The organism is Streptomyces sp. NPDC051172 (assembly GCF_040682555.1).
Lineage (GTDB): Bacteria > Actinomycetota > Actinomycetes > Streptomycetales > Streptomycetaceae > Streptomyces.
In genome coordinates this window covers 81,700-107,134 of record NZ_JBFBBE010000027.1, presented here as the reverse complement: position 1 = coordinate 107,134, position 25,435 = coordinate 81,700, and the positions used below count along the sequence as shown (strand labels likewise).

The 25,435-nt window shown below is 70.1% G+C and carries 22 protein-coding genes; 12 read left to right on the top strand and 10 right to left on the bottom strand.

Annotated features, from left to right (window positions below; all coding sequences use genetic code 11):
• The first annotated feature begins 196 nt into the window (after positions 1-196).
• Both AB0N07_RS18775 and AB0N07_RS18770 read left to right on the top strand, forming a co-directional pair.
• Positions 197-3,364 carry a molecular chaperone Hsp90 gene (locus AB0N07_RS18775; RefSeq protein ID WP_365836283.1) on the top strand — a complete coding sequence of 1,056 codons (3,168 nt, stop codon included), beginning with the start codon at positions 197-199 and terminating at the stop codon, positions 3,362-3,364.
• 202 nt (positions 3,365-3,566) lie between these two features.
• The gene (locus AB0N07_RS18770; protein WP_365836281.1) at positions 3,567-4,448 is read left to right on the top strand and encodes a hypothetical protein; all 882 of its coding nucleotides are present in this window, start codon (positions 3,567-3,569) and stop codon (positions 4,446-4,448) included.
• Between the two features lie 13 nt (positions 4,449-4,461).
• Here the strand turns inward: AB0N07_RS18770 and AB0N07_RS18765 are convergent, their stop codons facing one another.
• Both AB0N07_RS18765 and AB0N07_RS18760 read right to left on the bottom strand, forming a co-directional pair.
• Positions 4,462-6,855, bottom strand: a complete 2,394-nt coding sequence (locus tag AB0N07_RS18765; protein WP_365836279.1) for an HAD-IC family P-type ATPase — start codon at positions 6,853-6,855, stop codon at positions 4,462-4,464.
• A gap of 124 nt (positions 6,856-6,979) precedes the next feature.
• The gene (locus AB0N07_RS18760) at positions 6,980-7,258 is read right to left on the bottom strand and encodes a DUF2530 domain-containing protein (RefSeq protein ID WP_365836277.1); all 279 of its coding nucleotides are present in this window, start codon (positions 7,256-7,258) and stop codon (positions 6,980-6,982) included.
• A gap of 117 nt (positions 7,259-7,375) precedes the next feature.
• Between AB0N07_RS18760 and AB0N07_RS18755 the strand changes: the two genes are divergently transcribed.
• Positions 7,376-8,827: an NCS2 family permease gene (locus tag AB0N07_RS18755; RefSeq protein ID WP_365836275.1), complete on the top strand. Its 1,452-nt coding sequence runs from the start codon at positions 7,376-7,378 to the stop codon at positions 8,825-8,827.
• On the opposite strand, the gene AB0N07_RS18750 is transcribed toward AB0N07_RS18755, so the two are convergent.
• Entirely contained in the window at positions 8,820-9,002 is a 183-nt protein-coding gene (locus AB0N07_RS18750; RefSeq protein ID WP_365836273.1) for a ribbon-helix-helix protein, CopG family, read from the bottom strand. The genes AB0N07_RS18755 and AB0N07_RS18750 overlap by 8 nt on opposite strands.
• 153 nt (positions 9,003-9,155) lie before the next feature.
• Between AB0N07_RS18750 and AB0N07_RS18745 the strand changes: the two genes are divergently transcribed.
• The gene (locus AB0N07_RS18745; RefSeq protein ID WP_030941110.1) at positions 9,156-9,593 is read left to right on the top strand and encodes a MarR family transcriptional regulator; all 438 of its coding nucleotides are present in this window, start codon (positions 9,156-9,158) and stop codon (positions 9,591-9,593) included.
• A 24-nt stretch (positions 9,594-9,617) separates the two neighbouring features.
• Positions 9,618-10,976 (top strand): MFS transporter, encoded by a 1,359-nt coding sequence (locus tag AB0N07_RS18740; RefSeq protein WP_365836271.1) that lies wholly within the window; start codon positions 9,618-9,620, stop codon positions 10,974-10,976.
• A 14-nt stretch (positions 10,977-10,990) separates the two neighbouring features.
• Here AB0N07_RS18740 and AB0N07_RS18735 read toward each other — a convergent pair whose 3' ends face one another.
• A complete protein-coding gene (locus tag AB0N07_RS18735) occupies positions 10,991-11,578 on the bottom strand; it encodes a Uma2 family endonuclease (protein ID WP_365836269.1) in 588 nt (195 codons plus the stop codon).
• An 83-nt stretch (positions 11,579-11,661) separates the two neighbouring features.
• Here AB0N07_RS18735 and thpR point away from each other — a divergent pair, with 83 nt between their 5' ends.
• Positions 11,662-12,234 (top strand): RNA 2',3'-cyclic phosphodiesterase, encoded by a 573-nt coding sequence (gene thpR / locus AB0N07_RS18730; RefSeq protein WP_365836267.1) that lies wholly within the window; start codon positions 11,662-11,664, stop codon positions 12,232-12,234.
• Positions 12,235-12,415: 181 nt separating this feature from the next.
• Here thpR and AB0N07_RS18725 read toward each other — a convergent pair whose 3' ends face one another.
• Entirely contained in the window at positions 12,416-13,408 is a 993-nt protein-coding gene (locus AB0N07_RS18725; RefSeq protein WP_365836265.1) for an aldo/keto reductase, read from the bottom strand.
• A gap of 274 nt (positions 13,409-13,682) precedes the next feature.
• Between AB0N07_RS18725 and AB0N07_RS18720 the strand changes: the two genes are divergently transcribed.
• Positions 13,683-13,892 (top strand): hypothetical protein, encoded by a 210-nt coding sequence (locus tag AB0N07_RS18720; protein ID WP_365836263.1) that lies wholly within the window; start codon positions 13,683-13,685, stop codon positions 13,890-13,892.
• A gap of 15 nt (positions 13,893-13,907) precedes the next feature.
• Entirely contained in the window at positions 13,908-14,777 is an 870-nt protein-coding gene (locus AB0N07_RS18715) for a DUF2637 domain-containing protein (RefSeq protein ID WP_365836261.1), read from the top strand.
• 7 nt (positions 14,778-14,784) lie between these two features.
• Here the strand turns inward: AB0N07_RS18715 and AB0N07_RS18710 are convergent, their stop codons facing one another.
• The 3 genes from AB0N07_RS18710 to AB0N07_RS18700 all read right to left on the bottom strand — a co-directional run bounded on the left by AB0N07_RS18710 (position 14,785) and on the right by AB0N07_RS18700 (position 16,823).
• On the bottom strand, positions 14,785-15,390 hold the full coding sequence (locus AB0N07_RS18710) for a DinB family protein (protein ID WP_365836259.1): 606 nt from the start codon (positions 15,388-15,390) through the stop codon (positions 14,785-14,787).
• A 68-nt stretch (positions 15,391-15,458) separates the two neighbouring features.
• Entirely contained in the window at positions 15,459-16,052 is a 594-nt protein-coding gene (locus AB0N07_RS18705; protein ID WP_365836257.1) for a Uma2 family endonuclease, read from the bottom strand.
• Between the two features lie 87 nt (positions 16,053-16,139).
• Positions 16,140-16,823 carry an SGNH/GDSL hydrolase family protein gene (locus tag AB0N07_RS18700; RefSeq protein WP_365836255.1) on the bottom strand — a complete coding sequence of 228 codons (684 nt, stop codon included), beginning with the start codon at positions 16,821-16,823 and terminating at the stop codon, positions 16,140-16,142.
• 127 nt (positions 16,824-16,950) lie between these two features.
• On the opposite strand from AB0N07_RS18700, the gene AB0N07_RS18695 reads away from it, so the two are divergent.
• Positions 16,951-17,928 (top strand): WD40 repeat domain-containing protein, encoded by a 978-nt coding sequence (locus AB0N07_RS18695; RefSeq protein WP_365836253.1) that lies wholly within the window; start codon positions 16,951-16,953, stop codon positions 17,926-17,928.
• 112 nt (positions 17,929-18,040) lie between these two features.
• Entirely contained in the window at positions 18,041-19,555 is a 1,515-nt protein-coding gene (locus tag AB0N07_RS18690; protein ID WP_365836251.1) for a cellulase family glycosylhydrolase, read from the top strand.
• A gap of 52 nt (positions 19,556-19,607) precedes the next feature.
• Here the strand turns inward: AB0N07_RS18690 and AB0N07_RS18685 are convergent, their stop codons facing one another.
• A complete protein-coding gene (locus AB0N07_RS18685) occupies positions 19,608-20,090 on the bottom strand; it encodes a hypothetical protein (RefSeq protein WP_365836249.1) in 483 nt (160 codons plus the stop codon).
• Positions 20,091-20,174: 84 nt separating this feature from the next.
• Complete coding sequence (gene serC / locus AB0N07_RS18680; RefSeq protein WP_365836247.1) at positions 20,175-21,293, bottom strand: phosphoserine transaminase; 1,119 nt, start codon at positions 21,291-21,293, stop codon at positions 20,175-20,177.
• Between the two features lie 180 nt (positions 21,294-21,473).
• On the opposite strand from serC, the gene AB0N07_RS18675 reads away from it, so the two are divergent.
• Both AB0N07_RS18675 and AB0N07_RS18670 read left to right on the top strand, forming a co-directional pair.
• On the top strand, positions 21,474-24,356 hold the full coding sequence (locus AB0N07_RS18675; protein ID WP_365836245.1) for an FAD-binding and (Fe-S)-binding domain-containing protein: 2,883 nt from the start codon (positions 21,474-21,476) through the stop codon (positions 24,354-24,356).
• Positions 24,357-24,505: 149 nt separating this feature from the next.
• A complete protein-coding gene (locus AB0N07_RS18670) occupies positions 24,506-25,429 on the top strand; it encodes an EamA family transporter (RefSeq protein WP_365836243.1) in 924 nt (307 codons plus the stop codon).
• Positions 25,430-25,435 lie beyond the last annotated feature (6 nt).

Genomic DNA, 25,435 nt, shown 5'->3' with positions numbered 1-25,435 from the left:
CCCCCGCTCGAGCGAAGCCGAGAGTGGGGGAGTTTGAGGACGAGGCCGTTCAGGCCGATCGGGGCCCGGGGCGGAGCCCCGGCGGGGTCGAAGGGGCAGCGCCCCTGGGGACGGGACGGGTAGGGGCGGCGGGGGCGGAGAACAACTCGCGGTACCTTCGAGCTCACGCCGATGAGGGCCGATGAGGAGAGCCAACGTGAGCAAGTTCGTGCGGCCTGCACCAGAGGGCGCGGACCCCTTCGGAACCGCCCGCCTCAGGCGAGGCGTACTCGACGCCTGGGCCACCAGCCCCACCCGCTTCCGCGAGGACGCCAACGCCGAGGAGGACCTCGTCCTCGGCGGCTACCGCGACCGCCTCGTCGTGGAGCTCGCCCAGAACGCCGCCGACGCCGCAGCCCGCGCAGCCGTCCCCGGCCGCCTCCGCCTCACCCTCCGCGACGGCGTCCTCGTCGCCGCCAACACCGGCGCCCCCCTGGACGCAACAGGCGTCGAGTCGCTCTCCACCCTCCGAGCCTCCGCCAAACGCGACGCCCACGACACCGCAGTCGGCCGCTTCGGCGTCGGCTTCGCCGCCGTACTCGCCGTCACCGACGAACCCGCCCTGGTCGGCCGTCACGGCGGCGTCCGCTGGTCCCTCGCCGAGGCCCGGGAACTCGCCGCCGACACGGCACGGCACAGCCCCGGTCTGGGCGACGAGATCCGCCGCCGGGACGGCCACGTCCCGCTCCTGCGGCTCCCCTTCGCCGCCGAGGGCACCGCCCCTGCCCCGTACGACACCGCCGTCATCCTCCCGCTGCGCGACGCCGCCGCCACCGACCTCGCCGAACGCCTCCTGGGCGCCGTCGACGACGCTCTGCTCCTCGCCCTCCCGGGCCTCGAAGAGGTCGTCGTCGAGATCAACGGCGACAGCCCCCGCACGCTCAGCCGCCGCACCAACGGCTCCTTCACCGTCGTTGACGACTCCCTGGGCGGCACCACCCACTGGCGTACGTCCTCCGCCCACGGCCCCCTCACCCCCGACCTCCTCGCCGACCGCCCCGTCGAGGAACGCCTCCGCCCGCACTGGTCCCTCACCTGGGCCGTGCCCGTCAACGCCACCGACAGCTCACCGGCCCGCCCCCGCACCAGCGCCGTCGTCCACGCCCCCACCCCCAGCGACGAGCCCCTCGGCGTCCCCGCCCTGCTCATCGCCTCCTTCCCCCTGGACACCACCCGCCGGCACGCGGCCCCCGGCCCCCTCACCGACTTCCTCGTCCAGCGCGCGGCGGACGCGTACGCCGAACTCCTCGCCGACTGGCGCCCGGTGACCGGCGGCATCATCGACCTCGTCCCCGGCCCGCTGGGCAAGGGCGAGCTGGACGGGGCACTGCGCCAGGCGATCCTCGAACGCCTCCCGCGGACCGAGTTTCTCCCGCCCGCCCACCCGGCCTTCCCGCCGCCCGCCGCCGAACCCGGCAAGGACCAGGACGCCGACCACGACTCCGGCCTCCCGGAGTCCCTGCGCCCCCGCGACGCCGAGATCGTCGAGGGCGCGGGCCACGACACGGTGCAGGTCCTCGCCGAGGTGCTCCCGACCCTCCTGCCCGCCGGGCTCGAACGGCGCGTGGAACTGCGGACCTTGGGCGTCGCCCGGGTCCCGCTCACCGACGCGATCGACCGCCTCGCCGGTCTCGAGAAGGAACCCGGCTGGTGGCGGCGGCTCTACGACAGCCTCGCCGGCGTAGACCCGGACCGCCTCTCCGGACTGCCCGTGCCGCTGGCCGACGGCCGTACCACCATCGGCCCCCGCCAGGTGCTCCTGCCCACCGCCGACGCCGCACGCATCGACCCCGAGGTGCTCGCCCGGCTCGGCCTGAAGGTCGCCCACCCGGACGCGGCCCACCCCCTCCTGGAGAAGCTCGGCGCGCTCCCGGCGACGCCCCGCGCCGTCCTCACCACCCCGCAGGTACGGGCCGCCGTGGCCGCCTCCCTCGACGACGAGGGCGGACTCGACTGGGAGCAGGACGCGCCCGACGCCGAGGAGCTGGCCGACACGGTTCTCGCGCTCGTACGGGACGCCGGTCTGGAGCCGGGCGACGAGCCGTGGCTGGGCGCCCTCGCCCTGCCCGACGAGGACGGCGAACTCGCCCCCGCCGGCGAGCTCGTCCTCCCCGGCAGCCCCTTCCACCAGGTCATGCGGTCGGACGAACTCGCCACCGTCGACGCCGAACTGGCCGACAAGTGGGGCGAGCAGCCGCTGGCCGCCTGTGGTGTCCTCGCCAACTTCGCCCTCGTACGGGCCACGGACGTGGTGCTGGACCCCGACGAACTGGAGCCGCGCGAAGGCGACTACGCCGAACCCGACGACGCGGGGCTGCTGGACGCCGTGGACGTGTGGAGCGAGGACGTCCTCGACCGCTTCCCGGACACCCCCGTACCGCCCGTCGCCACCGAACTGGTCGCCGTACGGGACCTGGACCTGGTCGACGACGACAAATGGCCGCAGGCCCTCGCCCTGCTCGCCCAGCCACCCCTGCGCGACGCCCTCACCCAGCCGGTAAGGATCCTGCTCCCCGACGGCACGCACGAGGTCGTACGGCCCTACACGGCCTGGTGGCTGCGCGGCCACCCGGTCCTCGACGGCCGCCGCCCGGCAGGCCTGCTGGCGTCCGGCGGCGACCCCCTCCTGCGGGGTCTGTACGACGAGGCGGATGCGACCGGCTTCGACGACGAACAGGTACTGCGGGCGCTCGGCGTACGGACGTCGGTGTCGGCCCTGCTCGACGAGCCGGGCGGCGCCGCGGAGCTCCTGGACCGCCTCGCCGACCCGGAGCGCCAGGTCACGGCGGCCCAACTGCACGCCCTCTACGGTGCGTTGGCCGACCTGGACCCCGAGCAGGTGACCCTGCCGGACGAGCTGCGGGCCGTGGTCTACGGCCGGGTCGAGGTCGTGGACGCCGCCGACGCCGTGGTCGTCGACTCCCCGGACCTGCTGCCCTTCACCGAGGGCGTCCCCCTCCTGCCGGTACGCCCGGCGCGCGCCGCCGAACTGGCCGAACTGTTCCAGGTGCGGCGCCTGAGCGAGTCCGTGACGGGAGAGGTCACCTCCGAGGGCACCGAACACGACGTACCGGACGCGGTACGGGTCCTGCTGGGTGCCGGCACCCCCGCCACGTACGTCGAGCACGAGGAACTCGTCGTCGACGGCGTGGAGTTGGACTGGCGCCTGACGGCGGACGGGGTCCTGCACGCGGCCACCCTGGAGGGCGTCGCCGCCGGCCTCGCCTGGGCAGCGGGCCAGTGGCCCCGGCGCTTCGAGGTGGCGGCCCTGCTGGAGGACCCGTCCCGGACGGATGAACTGGCCCGGGACCGCTGGTTCGACTGACGTCCAGCAGCCCCGCGAAGGCTTCGGCGCCCCCGAAGCCCGCCCCGGAGGGAACTCCGGGGCGGTCGGTTGCCGATCTTGGCAGGGAATTTGCAATCCGCGTAAAAAAATCCTCTTCGGCCGTACAACTTTCCACAACTGCCACGGATCTCACCCCCTGAGCCAACAGGCTCCACGATCACTTTCTCCACCTGGGGAACACATGCGCATACGTGCCACCGTGGCCGCCGTCTCCGGCGCCCTGGCCCTTTCCACCTTCGCCCTGCCGGCCGCGCACGCCGCCGACGCCCCGTCGTACAAGACGGAGGCCGCGAAGATTCTCGCCGCGCACGGCAGGACCGCCTTCAGCAGCAGCGCCGCCGCCGCGGATCTGGGCGTCACCTTCTCCAACCTCAAGATCGCCAAGGCGATCAAGGTCGGCACCACGAACCACGTCGCCGCCACGGTCACCTACACGCTGACCCACGGGGCGAACTACGACATCAACTCCAGCGACTTCGACAGCGGCCCCATCATCTACAAGGGCAGCTCGATCACCAGCGCCCAGAACGTGCTCGGCGGCGAGCTGCCCGCCACCTGCGCGGCCACCTCGGCCACCACCGCCAGCTGCAAGGGCGACATCGACATCTTCCCGATCAACGAGGGCGGCACCGCCGGTGACCTGCTCAACTCGGACGCGGGCAAGTGGTCGGCCGGCGCGCTCGCGCTGCAGTACAGCACCGGGGACCACTCCCTGCAGGGCGACCTCGGCAGCACCCTCGTCCAGCGCAACTCCAGGCTGACGGTCAACGCCACCCCGGAGCCGGTGAGGAAGGGCAAGACCATCACCGTGGTCGGCAAGCTCTCCCGCGCCAACTGGGAGGACAACAAGTACCACGGCTACAGCACCCAGCCGGTGAAGCTGCAGTTCCGCAAGAAGGGCTCCAGCACCTACACCACGCTGAAGACCATCAAGACGAGCACCACGGGTGACCTGAGGACGACGACCACGGCCACGGTCGACGGCTACTACCGCTACTCCTTCGCGGGCACCTCGACGACCCCGGCGGTCAACGCCACGGGCGACTTCGTCGACGTGCAGTAAGTATCCGCACCCGCTAGGCAGGAAAGCGGCGGTCGACCCACTTCCACAGCAACTCCAGGGCGACCGCCGCCACCGCCGCGATGCCGACCGCGACCCCCGGCATCGTCTCGCCGACCAGCTTCAGCGCGAAGAAGTGCTGGAGCTGCGGCACGATCAGCACGAAGACGAACGCCACGCCCATCGAGGCCACCAGGGCGATCCGCCACCAGGTGTAGGGCCGGGCGATGATCGCCAGCACCCACATCGAGATCAGGAACAACGTAAGGGTCGCCGCGCTGGTCTCCGCGTCCAGCTGCCCAGGCCCGGTGTAGTAGTGACGGGCGATCAGATACATCACGAAGGTCGCCACCGCGGCCACCACCCCGCCCGGGATCGAGTACCGCATCACCCGCCGTACGAAGTGGGGTTTGGCCCGTTCCTTGTTGGGTGCCAGGGCGAGGAAGAAGGCCGGGATGCCGATCGTAAGGGTGGAGAGAAGCGTCAAGTGCCTTGGCAGGAACGGGTATTCCACCTGCCAGCACACCACCAGCACCGCCAGCAGCACCGAGTAGACCGTCTTCACCAGGAACAGGGTCGCCACCCGGGTGATGTTGCCGATGACCCGTCGGCCCTCCGCGACCACCGACGGCAGCGTCGCGAAGCTGTTGTTCAGCAGCACGATCTGCGCGACCGCCCGGGTGGCCTCCGAACCCGAGCCCATGGACACGCCGATGTCGGCGTCCTTGAGCGCCAGCACGTCGTTCACGCCGTCGCCGGTCATCGCGACCGTGTGGCCGCGGGACTGCAGTGCGCCCACCATGTCCCGCTTCTGCTGCGGGGTGACCCGTCCGAACACCGTGCCCTTGTCGAGCGACTTCGCCATTTCCTCCTGCTCGGAGGGCAGGTGCCGGGCGTCCACGGTCGTGCCGGTCAGGCCCAGCTTGGCGGCCACCGCGCCGACCGACACGGCGTTGTCGCCGGAGATGACCTTGGCGCGGACGTCCTGGTCGGCGAAGTAGCGCAGGGTGTCCGCCGCGTCCGGGCGCAGACGCTGTTCGAGGACGACGAAGGCGGCGGGCCTGGCCCCTTTCGCGGGCTCGGGATCGTCCAGGTCGCGGCCGGCCCGGGCGAGCAGCAGCACCCGTAGGCCCTGCTCGTTGAGCCGCCCGGTCTCCTTGAGGGCCGGGTCGCCGGCGGCCAGCAGCACGTCGGGCGCCCCCAGCAGCCAGGTACTCGACTCGCCGTTGCCCTCGCTGAAGGTGGCGCCGCTGTACTTGCGGGCGGAGGAAAAGGGCAGGGACTCCGTGCAGCGCCAGTCCTCGACGTCCGGGTAGGCGTCGATGATCGCCTGGAGGGAGGCGTTCGGCCGCGGGTCGGACTCGCCGAGGGCGCCGAGGACCTTGCGTACGTACGACTCGTCGGTGCCCTGCAGCGGCCTGAGCTCGGTGACGTCCATGCCGCCCTCGGTGAGGGTGCCGGTCTTGTCGAGGCAGACGGTGTCGATGCGGGCGAGGCCTTCGATGGCCGGGAGTTCCTGGACCAGGCACTGTTTTCGGCCAAGTCGTATGACGCCTATCGCGAAGGCGACCGACGTCAGCAGCACCAGCCCCTCCGGGACCATCGGGACGATGCCGCCCACCGTCCGCGCGACCGAGTCCTTGAACCCGTGCTGTTTGACCACCAGCTGGCTGATGACCAGGCCGATCGCGGTCGGGATCATCATCCAGGTCACGTACTTGAGGATCGTCGAGATACCGGTGCGCAGCTCGGAGTGGACCAGGGTGAAGCGGGAGGCCTCCTCGGCGAGCTGGACGGCGTAGGCCTCACGGCCCACCTTGGTGGCCTTGAAGGCACCGCCGCCTGCCACCACGAAGCTGCCCGACATCACCTGGTCCCCGGGCTTCTTGACCACGGCGTCGGCCTCGCCGGTGAGCAGCGACTCGTCGATCTCCAGCCCGTCGGCCTCGACGCACACCCCGTCGACCACGGCCTTGTCCCCCGGCCCGATCTCGATCAGATCGTCCAGCACGATCTGAGAGGTGCTGATCGCGGCGGCCACCCCGTCCCGCCGCACCGTGGGCCGCGCCTCCCCGATCACCGCGAGCGAGTCCAGGGTCCTCTTGGCCCGCCACTCCTGGATGATGCCGATGCCGGTGTTGGCGATGATCACGTACCCGAACAGGCTGTCCTGGAACGGCGCGACGAACAGCATGATCAGCCAGAGCACACCGATGATCGCGTTGAACCGTGTGAAGACGTTCGCCCGGACGATCTCGCCCATCGACCGGCTGCTGCGCACCGGAACGTCATTGACCTGCCCCCGCGACACCCGCTCGGCCACCTCGGCCGCGGTCAGCCCCCGCGCCGGCACCGGAAGGGGTACGGGGTGCACAGGGTCGAGCTCCGCGCCCGCGTCGATGTGCGTCATGCATTCGACGGTACGTGTGGATTTACGCCTTCACCCGCCGAGTGCCCGGAAGATCCGACCTGGGGAGGAGCGAACTCGTGCGGTGGTTGTAGCCCCCAGCAGGGCCCGCACCACCGCCGGGTGCCTATTCGGCCGCCGTCGCCCGTTCCGTCGCCCCCGTTGCGGCCGCCCGCTTGATCGCGGCGTCACGCTTCCTCACGAACCACACGCCGTACAGCCCGAGCACGCCTCCGGTCAGGCACGTCCACAGCCACCACAGATGCCCGTGGTCGTCGAACCAGCCGTAGAAGGGAAGCTGCACCAGGAAGAGGACGAACCAGAGGATCGTGCCGCCGGTGATGGTGGCGACCACGGGGCCCTCAAGGGGCTCCGGCGCCTCGTGCTGGGGGGTCCACTTCGCCATGCGCACAGCTTACGAGGCGGATGGGTCTACGCGCGGAGATAGCGCCACCGGACTCATATGTTCATACTGAAACCGTTTGCGCTCGGCGCTGTCTGCTTCTACTCGTAGGAACATCCAATGTCCACCTCGGCCCCCGCCAAGGTCCCCACCCCCGAACAGTCGGGGAAGGCGTCCGCCTCCGGCGCCCTCGACCGCTACTTCAAGATCTCCGAGCGGGGCAGCACCCTGCCGCGGGAGATCCGCGGCGGTTTCGCCACCTTCTTCGCGATGGCCTACATCATCGTGCTGAACCCGATCATCCTGGGCAGCGCGAAGGACATGTACGGGCACCAGCTGGACAACGGCCAGCTGGTCACGGCCACGGCCGTGACGGCGGCGTTCACGACCCTCCTCATGGGCGTCGTCGGCAACGTGCCGATCGCGCTGGCCGCCGGTCTCGGTGTGAACTCGGTTGTCGCGCTCCAGCTCGCCCCCCGGATGTCCTGGCCGGACGCCATGGGCATGGTGGTCCTGGCCGGCTTCATCGTGATGCTGCTGGTGGCCACCGGACTGCGCGAGCGCGTCATGAACGCCGTGCCCTACAGCCTGCGCAAGGCGATCTCCATCGGCATCGGCCTGTTCATCATGCTGATCGGCCTGGTCGACTCGGGCTTCGTCTCCCGGATCCCGGACGTCGCCCAGACCACCGTCCCGCTCCAGCTGGGCAGCAACGGACACCTCAACGGCTGGCCCGTCCTGGTCTTCATCCTGGGCGCGCTGCTCACCCTCGCGCTGATCGTCCGCAAGGTCTCCGGCGCGATCCTGATCTCGATCGTCACGATGACGGTCCTCGCGCTGGTCGTCGACGCCGTCGCGAAGGTCCCGACCTGGGGCCTGACGACGCCCAAGTGGCCCGGCAACCCGGTCGCCACCCCGGACTTCGGTCTGATCGGAAAGGTCAGCCTGTTCGGCGGCTTCTCCCACGTCGGTGTGCTGACCGGCGTCCTCTTCGTCTTCACCGTGCTGCTGTCGTGCTTCTTCGACGCGATGGGCACGATCATGGGCGTCGGCGACGAGGCCAAGCTGACCGACGCCCAGGGCTATATGCCGGGCATCAACAAGGTCCTGTTCATCGACGGCCTCGCGGTCGCGACCGGCGGCGCCAGCTCCTCCTCGGCCACCACCGCGTTCGTGGAGTCCACGGCGGGCGTCGGCGAAGGCGCCCGTACGGGCTTCGCGAACGTCGTCACCGGCGGTCTGTTCGCCGTCGCCCTGTTCCTGACCCCCGTCGCCACGATGGTCCCGTCCCAGGCGGCCACCCCGGCCCTGCTCGCGGTGGGCTTCCTGATCCTGGCCGGCTCCATCAAGGAGATCGACTGGGCCGACTACACGATCGCCATCCCCGCCTTCGTGACGATGGTGATGATGCCGTTCACCTACTCGATCACCAACGGCATCGGCATGGGCTTCATCACCTTCGCGGTGCTGCGTCTCGCGGCCGGCCGGGGCCGGGAGGTCCCGGTGGCGATGTACGTCGTCGCGGCGGTTTTCGCCTTCTACTACCTGATGCCCGCGCTCGGTCTCACGTGACGCCGTAGAACCGCTCGGTCTCCTCCACGGCGGACTGGAAGCGCTCGTCGAAGTCATCCCGAATGAGCGTCCGGACGACATAGTCCTGGACGCTCATTCCTCTTTTGGCAGCGTGGTCCCGGAGCCGTTCGAGCAGCTCTCCGTCCATCCGCAGGCTGAGCACACTGGTCCCCATGCCTACGAGGGTCGCGGCATCCTTCGGCGCGGTGTGTCACGTTCCGCGTCTCGATCACCCATATGAGTGATATTCCGATTGAGTGGCGCGTGTCACGGGCATTCGGCGCGTCCCGCATGGTCCTTAGCGAGAGTAATGAGTTACTCTAAATACATGTCGGACCTCAGCCATGGCGACGATGCTGCCGCCGTGAACTCCCTGCGATCAGCTGTCATGCGGCTGTCCCGTCGGCTCAAGCACCAGCGGGTCGACGAGTCGCTCAGCCCCACCGAGATGTCGGTGCTGGGCACCCTCTCCAACTGCGGTAGCGCCACACCGGGCGAGCTCGCCCGCAAGGAGCACGTGCAGCCGCCGTCGATGACCCGCATCGTCGCACTGCTCGAGGCCAAGGGGCTGGTCCGGCTGGAGCCGCACCCCGAGGACCGGCGCCAGAAGGTCGTCACCAAGACCGAACAGGCCGAGGCCATGCTCGCGGAGAGCCGCGCCAAGCGGAACGCGTTCCTGGCCAACCTGGTCGACGGCCTCGACGAGGACGAGTGGGCGAAACTCCGCGCCGCCGCCCCCGTGCTGGAGAAGCTCGCGCATCTGTAAGCCACATCGAGGAGGCGAACCCTTTTGAGTACGGGACCCGGAGCAGCTTCCGCCCCCGCACCGACACCTACTACCCCCGTTTCACCCCCGCTTTCCCGCAAGTCCTCGATGTTCAGCTCGCTGAAGGTCAGGAACTACCGCCTGTTCTTCATGGGCCAGGTCGTCTCCAACATAGGCACCTGGATGCAGCGCATCGCCCAGGACTGGCTGGTCCTGAGCCTCACCGGCTCCGCCACGGCCGTCGGCGTCACGACGGCCCTGCAGTTCCTGCCGATGCTCTTCCTCGGCCTCTACGGCGGCGTCCTCGTCGACCGCCTGCCCAAGCGCGGCACGCTGCTCGTCACGCAGACCTCGATGGCCGTCACCGGTATCGCGCTCGCCGCGCTCACCCTCTCCGGCCACGTCCAGGTCTGGCACGTCTACCTCGCCGCCTTCGCCGTGGGCCTCGCCACGGTCGTCGACAACCCGGCCCGGCAGTCCTTCGTCTCCGAGATGGTCGGTCCGGCCCAGCTGCAGAACGCGGTCAGCCTCAACTCCGCCAACTTCCAGTCCGCCCGCCTGGTCGGCCCCGCCGTGGCCGGCCTCATGATCACCGGGGTGGGCACCGGCTGGGCGTTCCTCTTCAACGGCCTGTCCTTCGTCGCCCCGCTCGCCGGCCTGCTGCTGATGCGGGCGCGCGAGCTGTACGTCGTCGAGCGGGCACCGCGCGGAAAGGGCCAGCTGCGGGAGGGACTCCGGTATGTCGCCGGGCGCCCCGACCTGATCTGGACGATCGTCCTGGTCGGGTTCATCGGCACCTTCGGCTTCAACTTCCCGGTCTACCTCTCGGCCTTCGCCGACGACGTCTTCCACGCGGGCGCCGGCTCCTACAGCGCCTTCAACACCGTGATGGCGGTCGGCTCCCTGGCAGGCGCACTCCTGGCCGCAAGGCGCGGTACGGCCCGGATGCGGGTGATGATCGGGGCGGCGGCGGCCTTCGGCGCCCTGGAACTGGTGGCCGCGACCGCACCCTCCCTCTGGCTGTTCGCCCTGCTGATGGCCCCGATCGGCATGTTCGGCATGACGATCAACGTCACCGCCAACACCAGCATCCAGATGGCCACCGACCCCGCCATGCGCGGCCGGGTCATGGCCCTCTACATGATGGTCTTCCTCGGCGGATCCCCGATCGGCGCACCCATCGCGGGCTGGGTCACGGACTCGTACGGCGTCCGGGCGGGCCTGGCCGTGGGCGGCGCGATCGCCACGGCGGCGGCCGTCACCATCGGCTTGATCCTGGCCAGGGTCGGCGGCCTGCGGCTGTCGGTCGGCTGGAACCACGGTCGCCCGGTCGTGCGGTTCGTGCCGCGGGAGCGGCGGGAGGAGCTGGCCGCGGCGGCGTGATGCGACCGGCCGGGTCAGTCGCGGGGGAACTCGTCCGTCCTGAGAACGAGCCCGACGACTGTCCCGGTCAGGTCGATCTCGTCGCCGAAGTCGAAGCTCACCTCGCCGTGGTAGGCGCCGTCCTTCGGCAGGGTGTGGAGATACCACTTGCCCCTGTAGGGGTCGACGATCAGATACACCGGGACCTCGGCCGAGGCGTAGGCGGTCTTCTTCGGACCGTAGTCGTTGTGAGCGGTGTCCTTGGAGATCACTTCGGCAACGAATTCGACGTCCTCACAGCGCCAGCGACGCTTGGCGTCCGGTTCCGCGTCCTCTGCCATCAGCGTGACGTCGGTGGCGAATCCGTTGAGGTGTCCCGGGTAGTCGATGCGGACATCGGACTTCAGGCGCCGGCGGGGGTACTTGGTGCGTAGCTGGTCGTAGATGGCGGCGATGATCTCCCAGTGAGTGTCCCGTTGCGGCGCCATGCAGATGCTCCCCCCGACGATCTCCGTCTTGTAACCCTCGGGGATGGGCATCTTCTCCAGCCACTCGAACATCGTGTCGAGTGTGAGCTCTTCACCGCTCTCGGCCATCGCAATCCTGTCGTCCAGGACGGTCATCGTTGGCGACCCCGATGGACGGGTGCCGCCGCGCAGTACAACGATACGCACGGCGCCCGGGGCACGCCCGGCAGACTGGGCCCATGAGACTCTTCGCCGCCGTGCTGCCGCCCGAGGACGTTGTCGGTGAACTGGCCTCCGAAGTGGCCCAGTTGAGGAAGTTGCCCGGGGCGGAGGTGCTGCGCTGGACAAGCCGTCCCGGTTGGCACTTCACGCTCGCCTTCTACGGAGAGGTCGACGACGACCTCGTACCGGAACTGTCGGCCCGGCTGGAGCGGACTGCACGGCGGTCCGAGCCCTTTGCGCTGGCCCTGCGGGGCGGTGGCCAGTTCGGGCACGGGCGGGCGCTGTGGGTGGGCGCGGAGGGGGAACTGCCGGCCCTGCGGCTGCTCGCCGACCGCGCGGAGGCCGCGGCGCGGAAGGCGGGGGTGGCCATGGGGGAGCACCGGCGGTACAAGGCGCACCTGACGGTGGCGCGGAGCCGCGACGCGGTGGACGTACGGCCGCATGTCGCCGCGCTCGGGGAGTTCACGAGCCGTACGTGGACGGTGGGGGAGCTGGTGCTGGTACGCAGCAATCTGCCTCGGTCCGGGGTGCCGGGGGAGCAGCCGCGTTACGAGGCGGTCGCCCGTTGGGCGCTCGGGGGCGCCGGTTAGGCTCGGGTACGTGGACCCGAAGACCCGGAACCGGATCATGGCCGGTGTGCTTGTGCTGTTGTTTGCTGTCGTTGCCCTGGCGGCTGCCCTCGGTAGGTAGCGGTTTGCGGGGGAGCGACAGGGAAGCGCCCACACGGCGGAGCCGCATGTCGAATGCAGCCCCGCCGCTCCTGGAGGAGCGCTACCAGGCGAAGGCCTCCGGGGCCGGCCCCGGGCCGGGGAACACCTCGTCCAGACCGGTCAGGAGCTCGTCGCTCAGTTCCAGCTCTGCCGCCCTGATCGCCGACTCCAGCTGCTGGGCCGTGCGCGGGCCCACGATCGGGCCGGTGACGCCCGGGCGGGTCAGGAGCCAGGCCAGGGCTGCCTCGCCCGGTTCCAGGCCGTGCTTGTCGAGCAGGTCCTCGTACGCCTGGATCTGGGCGCGGATGGTGGTGTTGGCGAGGGCGTCAGCGGCCCGGCCGCTCGCCCGGCGGCCGCCCTCGACCTCCTTCTTGATCACACCGCCCAGCAGTCCGCCGTGCAGCGGTGACCAGGGGATGACCCCGAGGCCGTACTCCTGCGCGGCCGGAATGACCTCCATCTCGGCGCGGCGCTCGGCCAGGTTGTAGAGGCACTGCTCGCTGACCAGGCCGATGGTGCCGCCGCGGCGGGCGGCGACCTCGTTGGCCTGGGCGATCTTGTAGCCGGGGAAGTTCGAGGACCCGACGTAGAGGATCTTGCCCTGCTGCACCAGGACGTCGATCGCCTGCCAGATCTCCTCGAAGGGGGTGCTGCGGTCGACGTGGTGGAACTGGTAGACGTCGATGTAGTCGGTCTGCAGCCGCTTCAGGCTGGCGTCGACCGCGCGCCGGATGTTCAGCGCGGAGAGCTTGTCGTGGTTGGGCCAGACCTCGCCGTCGGCGGCCATGTTGCCGTACACCTTGGTGGCGAGGACGACCTTGTCGCGGTGGGCCGCGCTCTTGGCGAACCAGTTGCCGATGATCTCTTCCGTACGGCCCTTGTTCTCGCCCCAGCCGTACACGTTGGCGGTGTCGAAGAAGTTGATGCCGGCGTCCAGCGCCGCGTCCATGATCGTGTGGCTGTCGGCCTCGTCGGTCTGCGGTCCGAAGTTCATGGTGCCGAGGACCAGTCGACTGACCTTGAGTCCCGTGCGTCCGAGCTGCGTGTACTTCATGACCACCCAGCCAACGGCTTGGAGTGCGCTCTACGCAAGGGATTCTCCAGAAAATGATCTATCCCTCCAAGTGATCTTTGCTGTGCGAGAAGAATTCAAAAGACAAACTGCTGGATTACAAACGCTCTAGTCGATGTTTTCGTCGAATTGGCCTCACTCGTTTGCCGCGCATCCGGAGGAGGGGACGCGGCGTTAGCGGAATATGGCGAAAGCAAGGTTCCTTAACCCGTACCGTTCCGGAGCGACCGCGGAGGATCTGCCCCCCACCCGTGCGGTGACAGTGGGGCGCTACACCTTCACGCCCGCCGCGGCGTACTCGGCGCCCGACGCGTGCGGCACCTTGCACGGGGACGGTGCGCGGATCGAACTGCAGGTCACCGGGACCCTCTTCAGCGAGTTCCTGGGAATCCTGGACACGGCTCAGGAGGAACTCGGGCGGCGGTGGAACGATCAGGGACGGTCCGGCTGCCACGCGGTTACATGACGGGGGCGGACCTCTATGAACGACGAATATCTGGATCTTTCCTTCACCCCGCACGAACGGTATCCCGGTGACTACCCCACCGGGCTGGCCACCGGCCGCCACCGGGGTCCTTCAGAGGACATGTACGCCACGGGCCCCCTGGTGGAGGGCTGGGACCCGGTCGAGGAACTCACGTCCCTCCTGCAGAACGCCGTGACGGCGGAGCAGGCGGGCACCGTGTCGCCGCCGCCTCGTCACGAGCCACCGCCGTCCGACCTCGACTTCACGGGCGAGTCGATGGACAACCTGGCGAGGATCACCGCCGAGTTGCCCCCCATCCGGCGCCGTACCGTCCGGCACCGGAAAGTGCGGTTCCGGCTGCGCTTCCGCTTCACATGGCTGCAGACCGTCAGCTTTCTGATCGCCGCGCTCGCCGCCGTGATCGTTTCGATGGTGAGCGTCTTCGGCGGCATGGTGGCCTATGCGCCTCTGCGGCACGTCGCGTCGGCCACACAGGGCGGGATACTGACCTGGTGGCCGCTTCTGGTCTACGGCCCCTGGATGGTTGCCTCGCTCTCCATCCTGCGCAGCGCCCTTCACCAACGCAGGGCCGTGCACTCCTGGTTCGTCGTTCTGCTCTTCTCCTTTCTTGCGATGTCACTCTGCGTGGCCGAGGCCGACAGGAGCTTCACCGGTATCGCCGCCGCTGCCCTGCCGACGCTCGCCTCCCTGGCCTGCTTCCAGCAACTGGTCCGCCAGATCACGCTGACCCGGCCCCCACGCAGAAACATCTCCCGCCACCGTCATCGCCAGACGCCCGCAACTGCGAAATCCCCCGCCTCCAAGAGCGGTTCGGCCACCTCGAAGCCGCGCCCCAGCGGTGGCGGCACGGCATCCCGAAGCTGACCGGGAATCAGGCCGGCTTCCGGTCGGCCTTCCGCGCCGCACGCTCCACCCGGTCCCGGTGGCTCTCCCACCAGGCCGCGTCGCCCGACGGCAAGCTGTCGTTGCCCCGGTTCATCCCCACCGCACCGTCCGTGAGTTCGCGGAGGATGTCGGCGTGCCCGGCATGCCGGTGCGTGTCGGCGATCACGCGCACCACGGCGTGATGCAAGGTCACCTGATTCCTGCCCTCGGGCCACCACGGCACCCTGCCGACCGCGTCCAGCGGCAGCGCGTCGATCGTCGCGTCCGCGTGCGCGCACACCCGGCGGTAGAGGTCCACGATGTACTCGCGGGACTCGTCGGCGGTGGCCCACATGTCCGCGTTGGGTTCACCGCCCGCTGCCATCCAGGGCAGCGGCCCGCCGGAGAACGGACGCCCGAAGGTGTCGCCGAGGTAGCCCAGCTCCGCGCCGGTCACGTGCTTCACCAGGCCGAGGAGGTTGGTGCCGGTCGGTGTCCGCGGGCGGCGGATGTCGTACTCCGAGAGCCCTTCGAGTTTCCAGAGCAGGGCATCGCGGGCGGACTGCAGATAGAAGTGGAGGTCGGCCTTGGCGTCAGGGGTTGGGGAGGTCATGGGGGTAGTCTGCCGCCGGCGCGATCTTTGGTCACCGGTTTTCCACCGCTCGTGGCAGTGCGCCGGGTTCAGTCGCGGGGGAAGTCGTCGGTCTTGAGAGTGAGGTCGACGATGGTGCCGGTGAGGTCGATGTCGGTGCCGAAGTCCACGGACGTCCGTACGGCGTAGTCGCCGTCCTTGGGGTCGGTGTAGACGTGGCACCGCCCCTGATAGGGATCGGCGATGACGTAGACGGGGACCTCGGCGACCGCATACGCCGTCTTCTTGGGGCCGTAGTCGTTGGCGGCGGTTGCCTTCGAGATGACCTCGGCGACGAACTCGACGTCCTGGTACCGCCAGTGGCCCGTGTCGTCCTTCTGTGCCGTGTCGCTGAGCTTGGCGAGGTCGGGGCAGAAGCCGTTCTCAAAGCCCGGGAAGTCGATGCGGACGTCCGAGAACACCCTGGTCTTCCTCCCGAAGCGGTCCACGAAGGACAAGAGGATCTCGCGGATGATTTCCCAGTGAGTGTCCCGCTGTGGCGTCATGTGGACGTTGCCCCCGACGATCTCGACCCTGAATCCCTCGGGGACGGGCATACGCTCAAGGCGCTCGAACCACTCGTCCAAACGCTTGGTGTTGGCGTCGGCGTCGGCCATCTCGATCCTGTCCTCCAGGACGGTCATCGTGGCGCTCCTCCCCGGCTGCCCACGTTCGAGTGCAGCCGCGCAGTACAACGATACGCACGGTGACCGGGAGACGCCGGAATCCGGTCAGCTTGTTCCGGCCGCGTACGGATGTCCGATTCCCCATGCCTCCCACATCGCCCCCGCGAAGGCCGCAGCGATCTTGTGCTCGCCGCTCGCGTTCGGATGCGTGCCGTCGTAGGTGTCGTGATGGATGTCGTACGACGCCGGGGGCGAGGCCGGCAGGAGCGGGGAGCGGGGCTCGTCCAGGTCTGCGACCGCCTTGGCCAGGAGTTCGTTGAAGCGGGATACCTGCGCGGCGAAGGGGGCGTCCGTGGTGGCGCGGACGTTCGGGATCACCGGCAGGACGACCAGGCGGATGCGCGGGTTGGCCGAGCGGGCCGCCGCCACGAAGCGGTGCACGTTCTCCGCCGTCTGCTCCGCGTTCGTGTAGAAGCCCAGGTCGATCAGGCCGAGGGAGACCAGCAGGACGTCCGCGCGGCAGGAGCGCACCGCCTCCCCGATCAGCGGAGCCATGTGCAGCCAGCCCTCGCCCCAGCCCGCCAGATGGGCGCGCGGGAAGTCGGGGTCGGCGTACCGGTACGACACCGGCGCGTCCGTCGCCTTGTCGTACAGCGTCTCGCGCGGGCCGACCAGGGCGAACGGGCCGCCGTACGTCTCGCGCAGGTGCTCCCACATTCGGTAACGCCAGGTGTGCTCGCCCGCGCTTCCGATCGTCATGGAGTCGCCGACCGGCATGAACCTAAGCATCCGCTCATGATGGACGATCGGGTAGGGATCAGGGAGGGACCAATGGGACGCGTGGGTGTGAGGCCTGCCACGCGCCCCTCGCCGTCACCCGTCCGTGAACACGGGGCCGGGATGGCAGGCTTGGGACATGCGCCGACCGTTCGCTCTCCTCGCCGGGGTCCTTCTCGTGGGCGCGTTCGCCGTACCCGCATCCGCCGCAGACGGCGACGGCAAGGGTGACCAGGGGTTCACCATCAAGGACTCGCGCATCGCCGAGTCCAGCGGACTGGCCGCCTCCCGCCTGCACCCCGGCATCTACTGGACCCACAACGACAGCGGCGACGGCCCGTACATCTACGCCGTGGACAGCAGCACCGGGAAGACGGTCGCCCGTGTCACCCTCAGTGGCATCGGCGCCCCCCGCGACACCGAGGCCATCTCCATCGGCCCCGACAACCAGATCTACGTCGGCGACATCGGCGACAACCTCGGCGGCAAGTGGCCGTATGTGTGGATCTACCGGCTGCCCGAGCCGAAGAAGCTGGTCGACCAGACCGTGCGGGCCACGCAGTACGTGGTGAAGTACTCGGACGGGGCGCGCAACGCCGAGTCGCTCGTCATCGACCCGAAGACCGGGCGCGCCTACATCATCGACAAGAACGAGAACGGCGGGCACCTGTACGAGGGGCCGGCCAGGCTCTCCAGCTCCGGCACGAACTACTTCAAGCCCGTCGCCACCGTCGACCTCTGGGCCACCGACGCCGCCATCTCCCCGGACGGCAAACAGCTCGCCGTGCGCGGCTACTTCGGCGGGATCTACTACGACTGGAACGGCGGCAGGATCAAACGCAAGGGGCGGCTGAACGTTCCGCTGCAGGGGCAGGGCGAGTCCATCACCTACACCGTCGACGGCTCGAAGCTCATGTACGGCACCGAGGGCGCCGACAGCTCCGTGCAGGCGCAGGACGTGCCGGGCGGGAGCTCCAATTCATCCTCGGGCAGCGGGAGTTCGAGTGCCTCGGGCGGGAGCGGTGGCGGTGTGGGCGGCAACCTCAAGGTCGGTGCGCTCGCCGTCGCCGTCGCGTCGGCGGTCCTCTTCGGAATCCGGCGGCTGCTGCGCCGCTGACCGATGCCGTAGTACTTGACGTGTCCATGTGGCATGGCTTCCATGGAGGTGCCGGGTTGTGGGAGCGCTCCCACTCGTTCCGGGCCCGCGCCTCCCGAGAGGAAGCAGCGACATGTTCCGCAGCCTGCGAAGAGCGCTGTGCACTGTTGCAGCGGCGCTCCTGTTACCGCTGGGGGCCGGTGCGCACACCGCGCACGCGGCCGCCGTCCCCGGCGCCGGCCACTGGCACACCAGCGGCCGTCAGATCCTCGACGCGGCAGGGCAGCCGGTCCGGATCGCCGGGATCAACTGGTTCGGCTTCGAGACCGCCAACCACGTCGTCCACGGTCTCTGGTCCCGCGACTACAAGTCCATGATCGACCAGATGAAGTCGCTGGGCTACAACACCATCCGGCTGCCCTACAGCGACGACATCTTCAAGCCCTCCACCGTCCCCAACAGCATCGACTTCAGCAGCGGCAAGAACGCCGATCTGCAGGGACTGAGCTCCCTGCAGGTCATGGACAAGCTCGTGGCGTACGCCGGTCAGGACGGCCTCAAGGTCATCCTCGACCGGCATCGGCCGGACTCGGGCGGGCAGTCGGCGCTCTGGTACACGGCGGCCGTCCCCGAGTCGACGTGGATCGCCGATCTCAAGGCGCTGGCGGCCCGTTACCAGGGCCAGGACACCGTCATCGGCATCGACCTGCACAACGAGCCCCACGATCCGGCCTGCTGGGGCTGCGGCGACCCGGCGACCGACTGGCGGCTGGCCGCCGAGCGGGCCGGCAACGCGGTGCTCTCCGTCAACCCCGACCTGCTGATCTTCGTCGAGGGCGTGCAGACGTACGGCGGTGTGTCGGGGTGGTGGGGCGGCAACCTGATGGGCGTCGCCCAGTACCCGGTGCGGCTCGACGTGGCGGGCCGGGTCGTGTACTCCGCCCACGACTACGCGACCAGCGTCGCCCAGCAGCCCTGGTTCAGCGATCCGGCGTTCCCCGCCAACATGCCGGGCGTGTGGGACAAGTACTGGGGCTACATCTTCAAGCAGAACATCGCGCCCGTGTGGGTCGGCGAGTTCGGTACGACACTGGCCTCGACCGTCGACCAGAAGTGGCTGGCGGCGCTGGTGGGTTATCTGCGGCCGACGTCGACGTACGGGGCCGACTCCTTCCACTGGACGTTCTGGTCCTGGAACCCCAACTCCGGTGACACGGGCGGGATCCTGAAGGACGACTGGACGACCGTCGACACGGTGAAGGACGGCTATCTGGCGAGCATCAAGGCGCCGCTCTTTCCCGGCACCGGCACGGGTGGCGGGGGCGGCGGCGGAGGTGGCGGGAGCACGGCCGCGTGCTCGGCCTCCTACACCGTCAGCAGCGACTGGGGCAGCGGCTTCAACGCCGAGGTGAAGGTGACCAACACCGGGACGAGCGCGATCAGTTCCTGGAAGGTGACCTGGACCTGGAGCGGGTCACAGCAGGTCACGAACATGTGGAACGCGTCGTACACCCAGAGCGGTGCGACCGTGACCGCGGTGAACGCCGCGCACAACGGTGCGATCGCGGTGGGCGGTTCGGCCGACTTCGGGTTCGGGGGCGCGCCCGGGGGCGGAGGTGTGCCGAGCGTGACGTGCACGGCGGCATGAACAAAGGGCGCCTGGTACCTGCCGGGCGCCCTTGTCGCCGTACTCGGACGGTTCAGCCGCGCACGGGAATGATCCCGTGGATCCGGCGTGGTTTGGGGGCGTCGAGCATGCTGACGCCGTTGTAGCGACGGCCGCGGAGGAAGAGCACGGGAGTGGCGACGAAGGTGACGAAGATCGAGACGACACTGACCGGGAACAGGACCGGCAGCGACTGGCCCTCGGGCAGTGTCCTGCCACCCTCGTGAATGGCGTAACCGAACGCCAGGAAGAAGACGAGCACGGACAGGGCTGCCAGGGCCAGCAGGATGGTCGCGGTCCGGCGGGTGCGGGCCTCGTCGCGGACCTCGGCCAGCAGGGAGGCGTCGCACTGGGGGCAGGTCAGTTCCACGGTCTGCTTGCCGGACGGCGGCCGACGTACCCGGTAGAGGCTGTCCCGCCAGGTGATCCGACGGGTCCGGGTGAGGAAGCCGGTCGTCCTGTCGCTGAGGATGTGGCGCACCGCGACCTGCACGGTGCCCGGTATCGGTCTGTTCATGCCACCGCCGTACCCAAGGAACAGGGCCCTGTCACTGACAGGGCCCTGCAACAAGGTGCGGAACTACGGGGTTTGACGCAGGAGTTACAGCTTCTCGATCACGTAGTCGATGCACTTCGTCAGCGCCTCGACGTCCGCCGGGTCGATCGCCGGGAACATCGCGACGCGCAGCTGGTTGCGGCCGAGCTTGCGGTACGGCTCGGTGTCGACGATGCCGTTGGCGCGCAGCACCTTGGCGACGGCCGCCGCGTCCACCTCGTCGGTGAAGTCGATCGTGCCGATGACCGCCGAGCGCTTGGCCGGGTCGGTGACGAACGGGTTGGCGTACTTGATGTCCTCGGCCCAGCCGTAGAGGGTGCGGGCGGAGGTCGCCGTGCGGCGCACCGACCAGTCCAGGCCGCCCTGGCCGTTGAGCCACTCCAGCTGCTGGTTCAGCAGGAAGAGGGTCGCGAGGGCCGGGGTGTTGTACGTCTGGTTCTTGCGGGAGTTGTCGATCGCCGTGGGGAGGCTGAAGAACTCCGGAACGTGGCGGCCGGACGCGTGGATGCGCTCGGCGCGCTCGATCGCGGCCGGGGAGAAGACGCCGATCCACAGGCCGCCGTCGGAGGCGAAGGACTTCTGCGGGGCGAAGTAGTAGACATCCGTCTCGGACACGTCCACCGGGAGGCCGCCGGCGCCGGAGGTGGCGTCGACCAGGACCAGTGCGCCCTCGTCGGCACCGGCCACGCGCTTGATCGGCATGGCGACACCGGTGGAGGTCTCGTTGTGGGTGAAGGCGTAGACGTCCACGCCCGCTTCGGCGACCGGCTCCGGGTGCGTGCCCGGCTCGGAGACGATGACGTCCGGCTCGGCCAGCCACGGGGCCAGCTTGGCGGCCTTCGCGAACTTCGAGCTGAACTCGCCGAAGTTGAGGTGCTGCGACTTGTTCTCGATCAGGCCGTGCGTCGCGATGTCCCAGAACGCGGTGGAGCCGCCGTTGCCGAGGATCACCTCGTAGCCCTCGGGGAGGGAGAACAGCTCACTGATGCCCTCGCGCACCTTGCCGACCAGGTTCTTGACCGGGGCCTGGCGGTGGGAGGTGCCGAGGAGGGAGGTACCGGTCGCGGCCAGCGCGTCCAGCGCTTCCGTCCGCACCTTGGAGGGGCCCGCGCCGAAACGTCCGTCGGCGGGCTTGATGTCAGCGGGAATCTGGATCTCAGCCACGGGGTGAGGTTAGCCGTTTCGGGAAACCTGGGTGAAACGTCGTCCGTCGGGTGAGACGGCGGTGTCGTGGCCGTAGCTGGGGGCTGCCGCCCCCAGACCCCCGCCTTTCGGCCTGAACGGCCTCGTCCTCAAGCGCCGGACGGGCTGGTTCGTGTCGGCCGTGGCTGATTTGCTGGCTCCATGGCGGATCTCGAGGCACGTTTGCGCGAGGTCGTCCGGGGCGAGGTGCGGTTTGACGTTGCCGCCCGGGCGCTGGTCACGATGGATGCGTCCAACTACCGGCGTGTCCCGCTGGGGGTGGTGGCCCCGAGAGACGCCGACGACGTGGCCGCCGTGCTGGAGGTCTGCCGGGCGCACGGTGTGCCCGTCGTGCCGCGCGGTGGCGGCACCTCCATCGCCGGGCAGGCCACCGGTACCGGTGTCGTGCTGGACTTCACCCGCCATATGAACCGGATCGTGTCGCTGGGCCCCGAGACCCGTACCGCCGTCGTCCAGCCGGGGCTCGTTCTGGACCGGCTGCAGGAGGCCGCCGCGCCGTACGGGCTCCGTTTCGGGCCCGATCCGTCGACGCACAGTCGTTGCACGCTCGGCGGGATGATCGGGAACAACTCGTGCGGTTCGCACTCGGTGGCGTGGGGGACCACCGCGGACAGTGTGCGGGAGCTGGGCGTGGTCACCGGGCGCGGGGAGCGGTTGCGGCTCGGGCAGGGGTGGGCCGGGGCGCCGGACGGGCTGCGGGGACTGGTCGAGGGGGAGTTGGCGCGGCTGCGGACCGGCTTTCCGGAGCTGCCCCGGCGGATCTCCGGGTATGCGGTGGACGCGCTGCTGCCGGAGAAGGGGGCCGATGTCGCCCGTTCCTTCTGCGGAAGCGAGGGCACGCTGGGGGTGCTGACCGAGGCCGTCGTACGGCTTGTCGAGGCGCCACGCGCGCGTGCGCTGGCCGTGCTGGCGTACGCCGACGAGAGCGCCGCCGCCGAGGCCGCGGCCGGACTGCTGCCGTACGGGCCGCTGACCGTGGAGGGCATGGCGGCCGATCTGGTGCCGTCCACGGCGGGGCTGCCGCGGGGCGGGGCCTGGCTGTTCGTGGAGACCGGCGGGGAGACGGAGGCGGAGGCACGCGCGCGTGCGGAGGCGGTCGTGCGGGCCGCCGACGTCGTCGACTCGCTCATCGTCACCGATCCGGGCGGGCAGCGGACGCTGTGGCGGATCCGCGAGGACGCCAGTGGTACGGCGACCCGGATGCCGGACGGGAGCGAGGCCTGGCCCGGGTGGGAGGACTGCGCGGTCCCGCCCGCGCGGCTCGGTGCCTACCTCAGGGACTTCAGGCGGCTGCTGACCTCCCACGGTCTGCGCGGCACCCCGTACGGGCACTTCGGGGACGGCTGCATCCATGTCCGTATCGACTTCGACCTGCTGAGCGAGGCGGGAGTCGGCCGGTTCCGGCGCTTCTCGGAGGAACTCGCCGACGTGGTCGTGGCGCACGGCGGATCGCTGTCCGGGGAGCACGGGGACGGGCAGGCGCGGGCGGAACTGCTGCCGAAGATGTACGGCGAGGAGATGGTCGCCCTCTTCGGGCGGGTGAAGGGCGTCTGGGACCCGGACGACCTCCTCAACCCCGGCATGCTGGTCCGCCCGGCCCCGCTCGACTCCGACCTCCGCTTCTCCGTGCTGCCGCGCGAGCCCGTCGACGTGGCCTTCGGGTACCCGGCGGACGGTGGCGACTTCTCCGCGGCCGTACGGCGGTGCGTGGGCGTCGCCAAGTGCCGTACGACCTCCGCGTCCGGCCAGTCCGTCATGTGCCCGTCCTTCCGGGCGACCGGCGAGGAGGAGCACTCCACGCGCGGGCGTGCCCGGCTGCTGCACGAGATGCTGGCCGGCGAGGTCGTCACCGACGGCTGGCGGTCGGCGGAGGTGCGGGACGCGCTCGACCTGTGCCTGTCCTGCAAGGGCTGCCGGTCCGACTGCCCGGTCGAGGTCGACATGGCCACGTACAAGGCGGAGTTCCTGCACCACCACTACGCGGGGCGGCGCCGCCCGGCAGCGCACTACAGCATGGGATGGCTGCCGGTGTGGCTGCGGCTGGTGGACCGCACCCGCACCGCCCGGCTGGTCAACTTCCTCGCCTCCATGGGGCCGTTGGCGGCGCTGGCCAAGCGGCTGGGCGGGATCGCGCCCGAGCGGCGGATCCCGCGGGTGGCGACCGAGACGTTCACCCGGTGGTTCGGGCGCCGGGCCAGGGCGCGGGAGCGGCGGATGATCCGCGAGCCGGGACCGGAGTACGAGGAGTCCTTCGGCCGGCCTGTCCTGCTGTGGCCGGACACCTTCACGGAGCACCTCTCGCCGGAGGTGGGAAAGGCGGCCGTGCGGGTCCTGGAGGCGGCCGGACTGACGCCGGTCCCGCTGCCCAAGCTGCCCCGGCACCGCCCCGTCTGCTGCGGGCTGACGTACCTCTCGACCGGTCAACTCGACCGTGCCCGCGAGGTGTTGCGCCACACCCTCGACCAGCTCGACGTCCTGGTCTCCCCCGAGGCGGCCGAGACCTTCGCGCCCCTCGTCGTCCTGGAGCCGAGCTGTGCCGCGGCCCTGCGCACGGACCTGCCGGAGCTGCTCCACGACGATCCGCGCGCCGCCCGCCTCGCCGCCTCGGTCCTGACCTTCGCGGAGGCACTGGAGCGGTACGCCCCCGACTGGGTGCCGCCCGCCCTCGACCGTCCGGTCACCGGGCAGACCCACTGCCACCAGCACGCGGTCCTCGGCGACACGGCGGACCGGTGGCTGCGTGCGGCGGCCGGGCTGACGGGCGAGTTGACCGGCGGCTGCTGCGGCCTCGCGGGCAACTTCGGCTTCGAGAAGGGCCACTTCGAGGTGTCGCAGGCATGCGCGGAGGACCAGCTGCTGCCGGCGGTGCGGCAGGCCTCCGAGGGCGCGGTGGTCCTGGCGGACGGCTTCTCGTGCCGGACGCAGCTGGAACAGCTGGCGGGGGCGCGGGGGCGGCACCTGGCGGAGGTACTGGCGCAGGGGCTGGAGGAGCGACTTCTCAAAGGGTCTTCCCAGGATTCATAAGCCGGCTCGCAGGTTCAGGGCCGCCTGTGTCCACCATTCAGGACAGCTGCAAAACAGGTTCACACGCCTGACCGAGTGCACTACCCTGGACCTGGCAGTGCATCAAGATGAACACGTCGTGAACCCCGAGCCGAGCACCTGGACCGCCCGTGACCAGCCCCAGCACCACCACCTCGCCCTCAGCGGTGGACCCCGCCGCGGCCCCGCACCGCCGAGGCTCCCTCGGGCCGGTCGGCCTGGTCCTGTCCGGCGGTGTCTCGGTGCAGTTCGGTGCCGCGCTGGCGGTGAACCTGATGCCGCGGGCGGGCGCGCTCGGCGTGGTCACCCTCCGCCTCCTCGCCGCGGCCGTGGTGCTGCTGCTGGTCTGCCGGCCCCGGCTGCGCGGCCACTCGCGCACCGACTGGGGCACGGTGATCGTCTTCGGAATCACCCTGGGCGCGATGAACGGCCTCTTCTACCAGGCCGTCGACCGCATCCCGCTCGGCCCGGCGGTCACCCTGGAGGTCCTCGGCCCGCTCGCCCTGTCGGTCCTGGCCTCGCGCCGCGCGGTCAACCTCGTCTGGGCCGGACTCGCCCTCACCGGCGTCTTCCTGCTCGGCGGCGGAGGCTTCGACGGCCTCGACCCGGTGGGCGTCGCCTTCGCGCTGGGCGCGGGCGCGCTGTGGGCGGCGTACATCGTGTTCAGTGCGCGTACGGGCCGACGGTTCCCGCAGGCGGACGGGCTGGCGCTGGCCATGGCGGTCGGGGCGCTGCTCATGCTGCCGCTGGGGATCGCCGAATCCGGCGCGAAGCTCACCGATCCGACGACGATCGCGCTGGGCTCGGCGGTGGCCATCATGTCCTCGGTGCTCCCGTACACCCTGGAACTCCTGGCCCTGCGTCGCCTCCCCGCATCCACCTTCGCGATCATGATGAGCCTGGAACCGGCCCTCGCCGCGACCGCCGGCTTCCTCATCCTGGGCCAGTCACTCTCCGCCTGGCAGGCCGCCGCGATCGCCCTGGTCATCGGGGCGAGCATGGGGGCGGTGCGGACGCAGGTGGGGCGGGGGAAGGCGCCGGTGCCGGAGGCGTGACGGCCG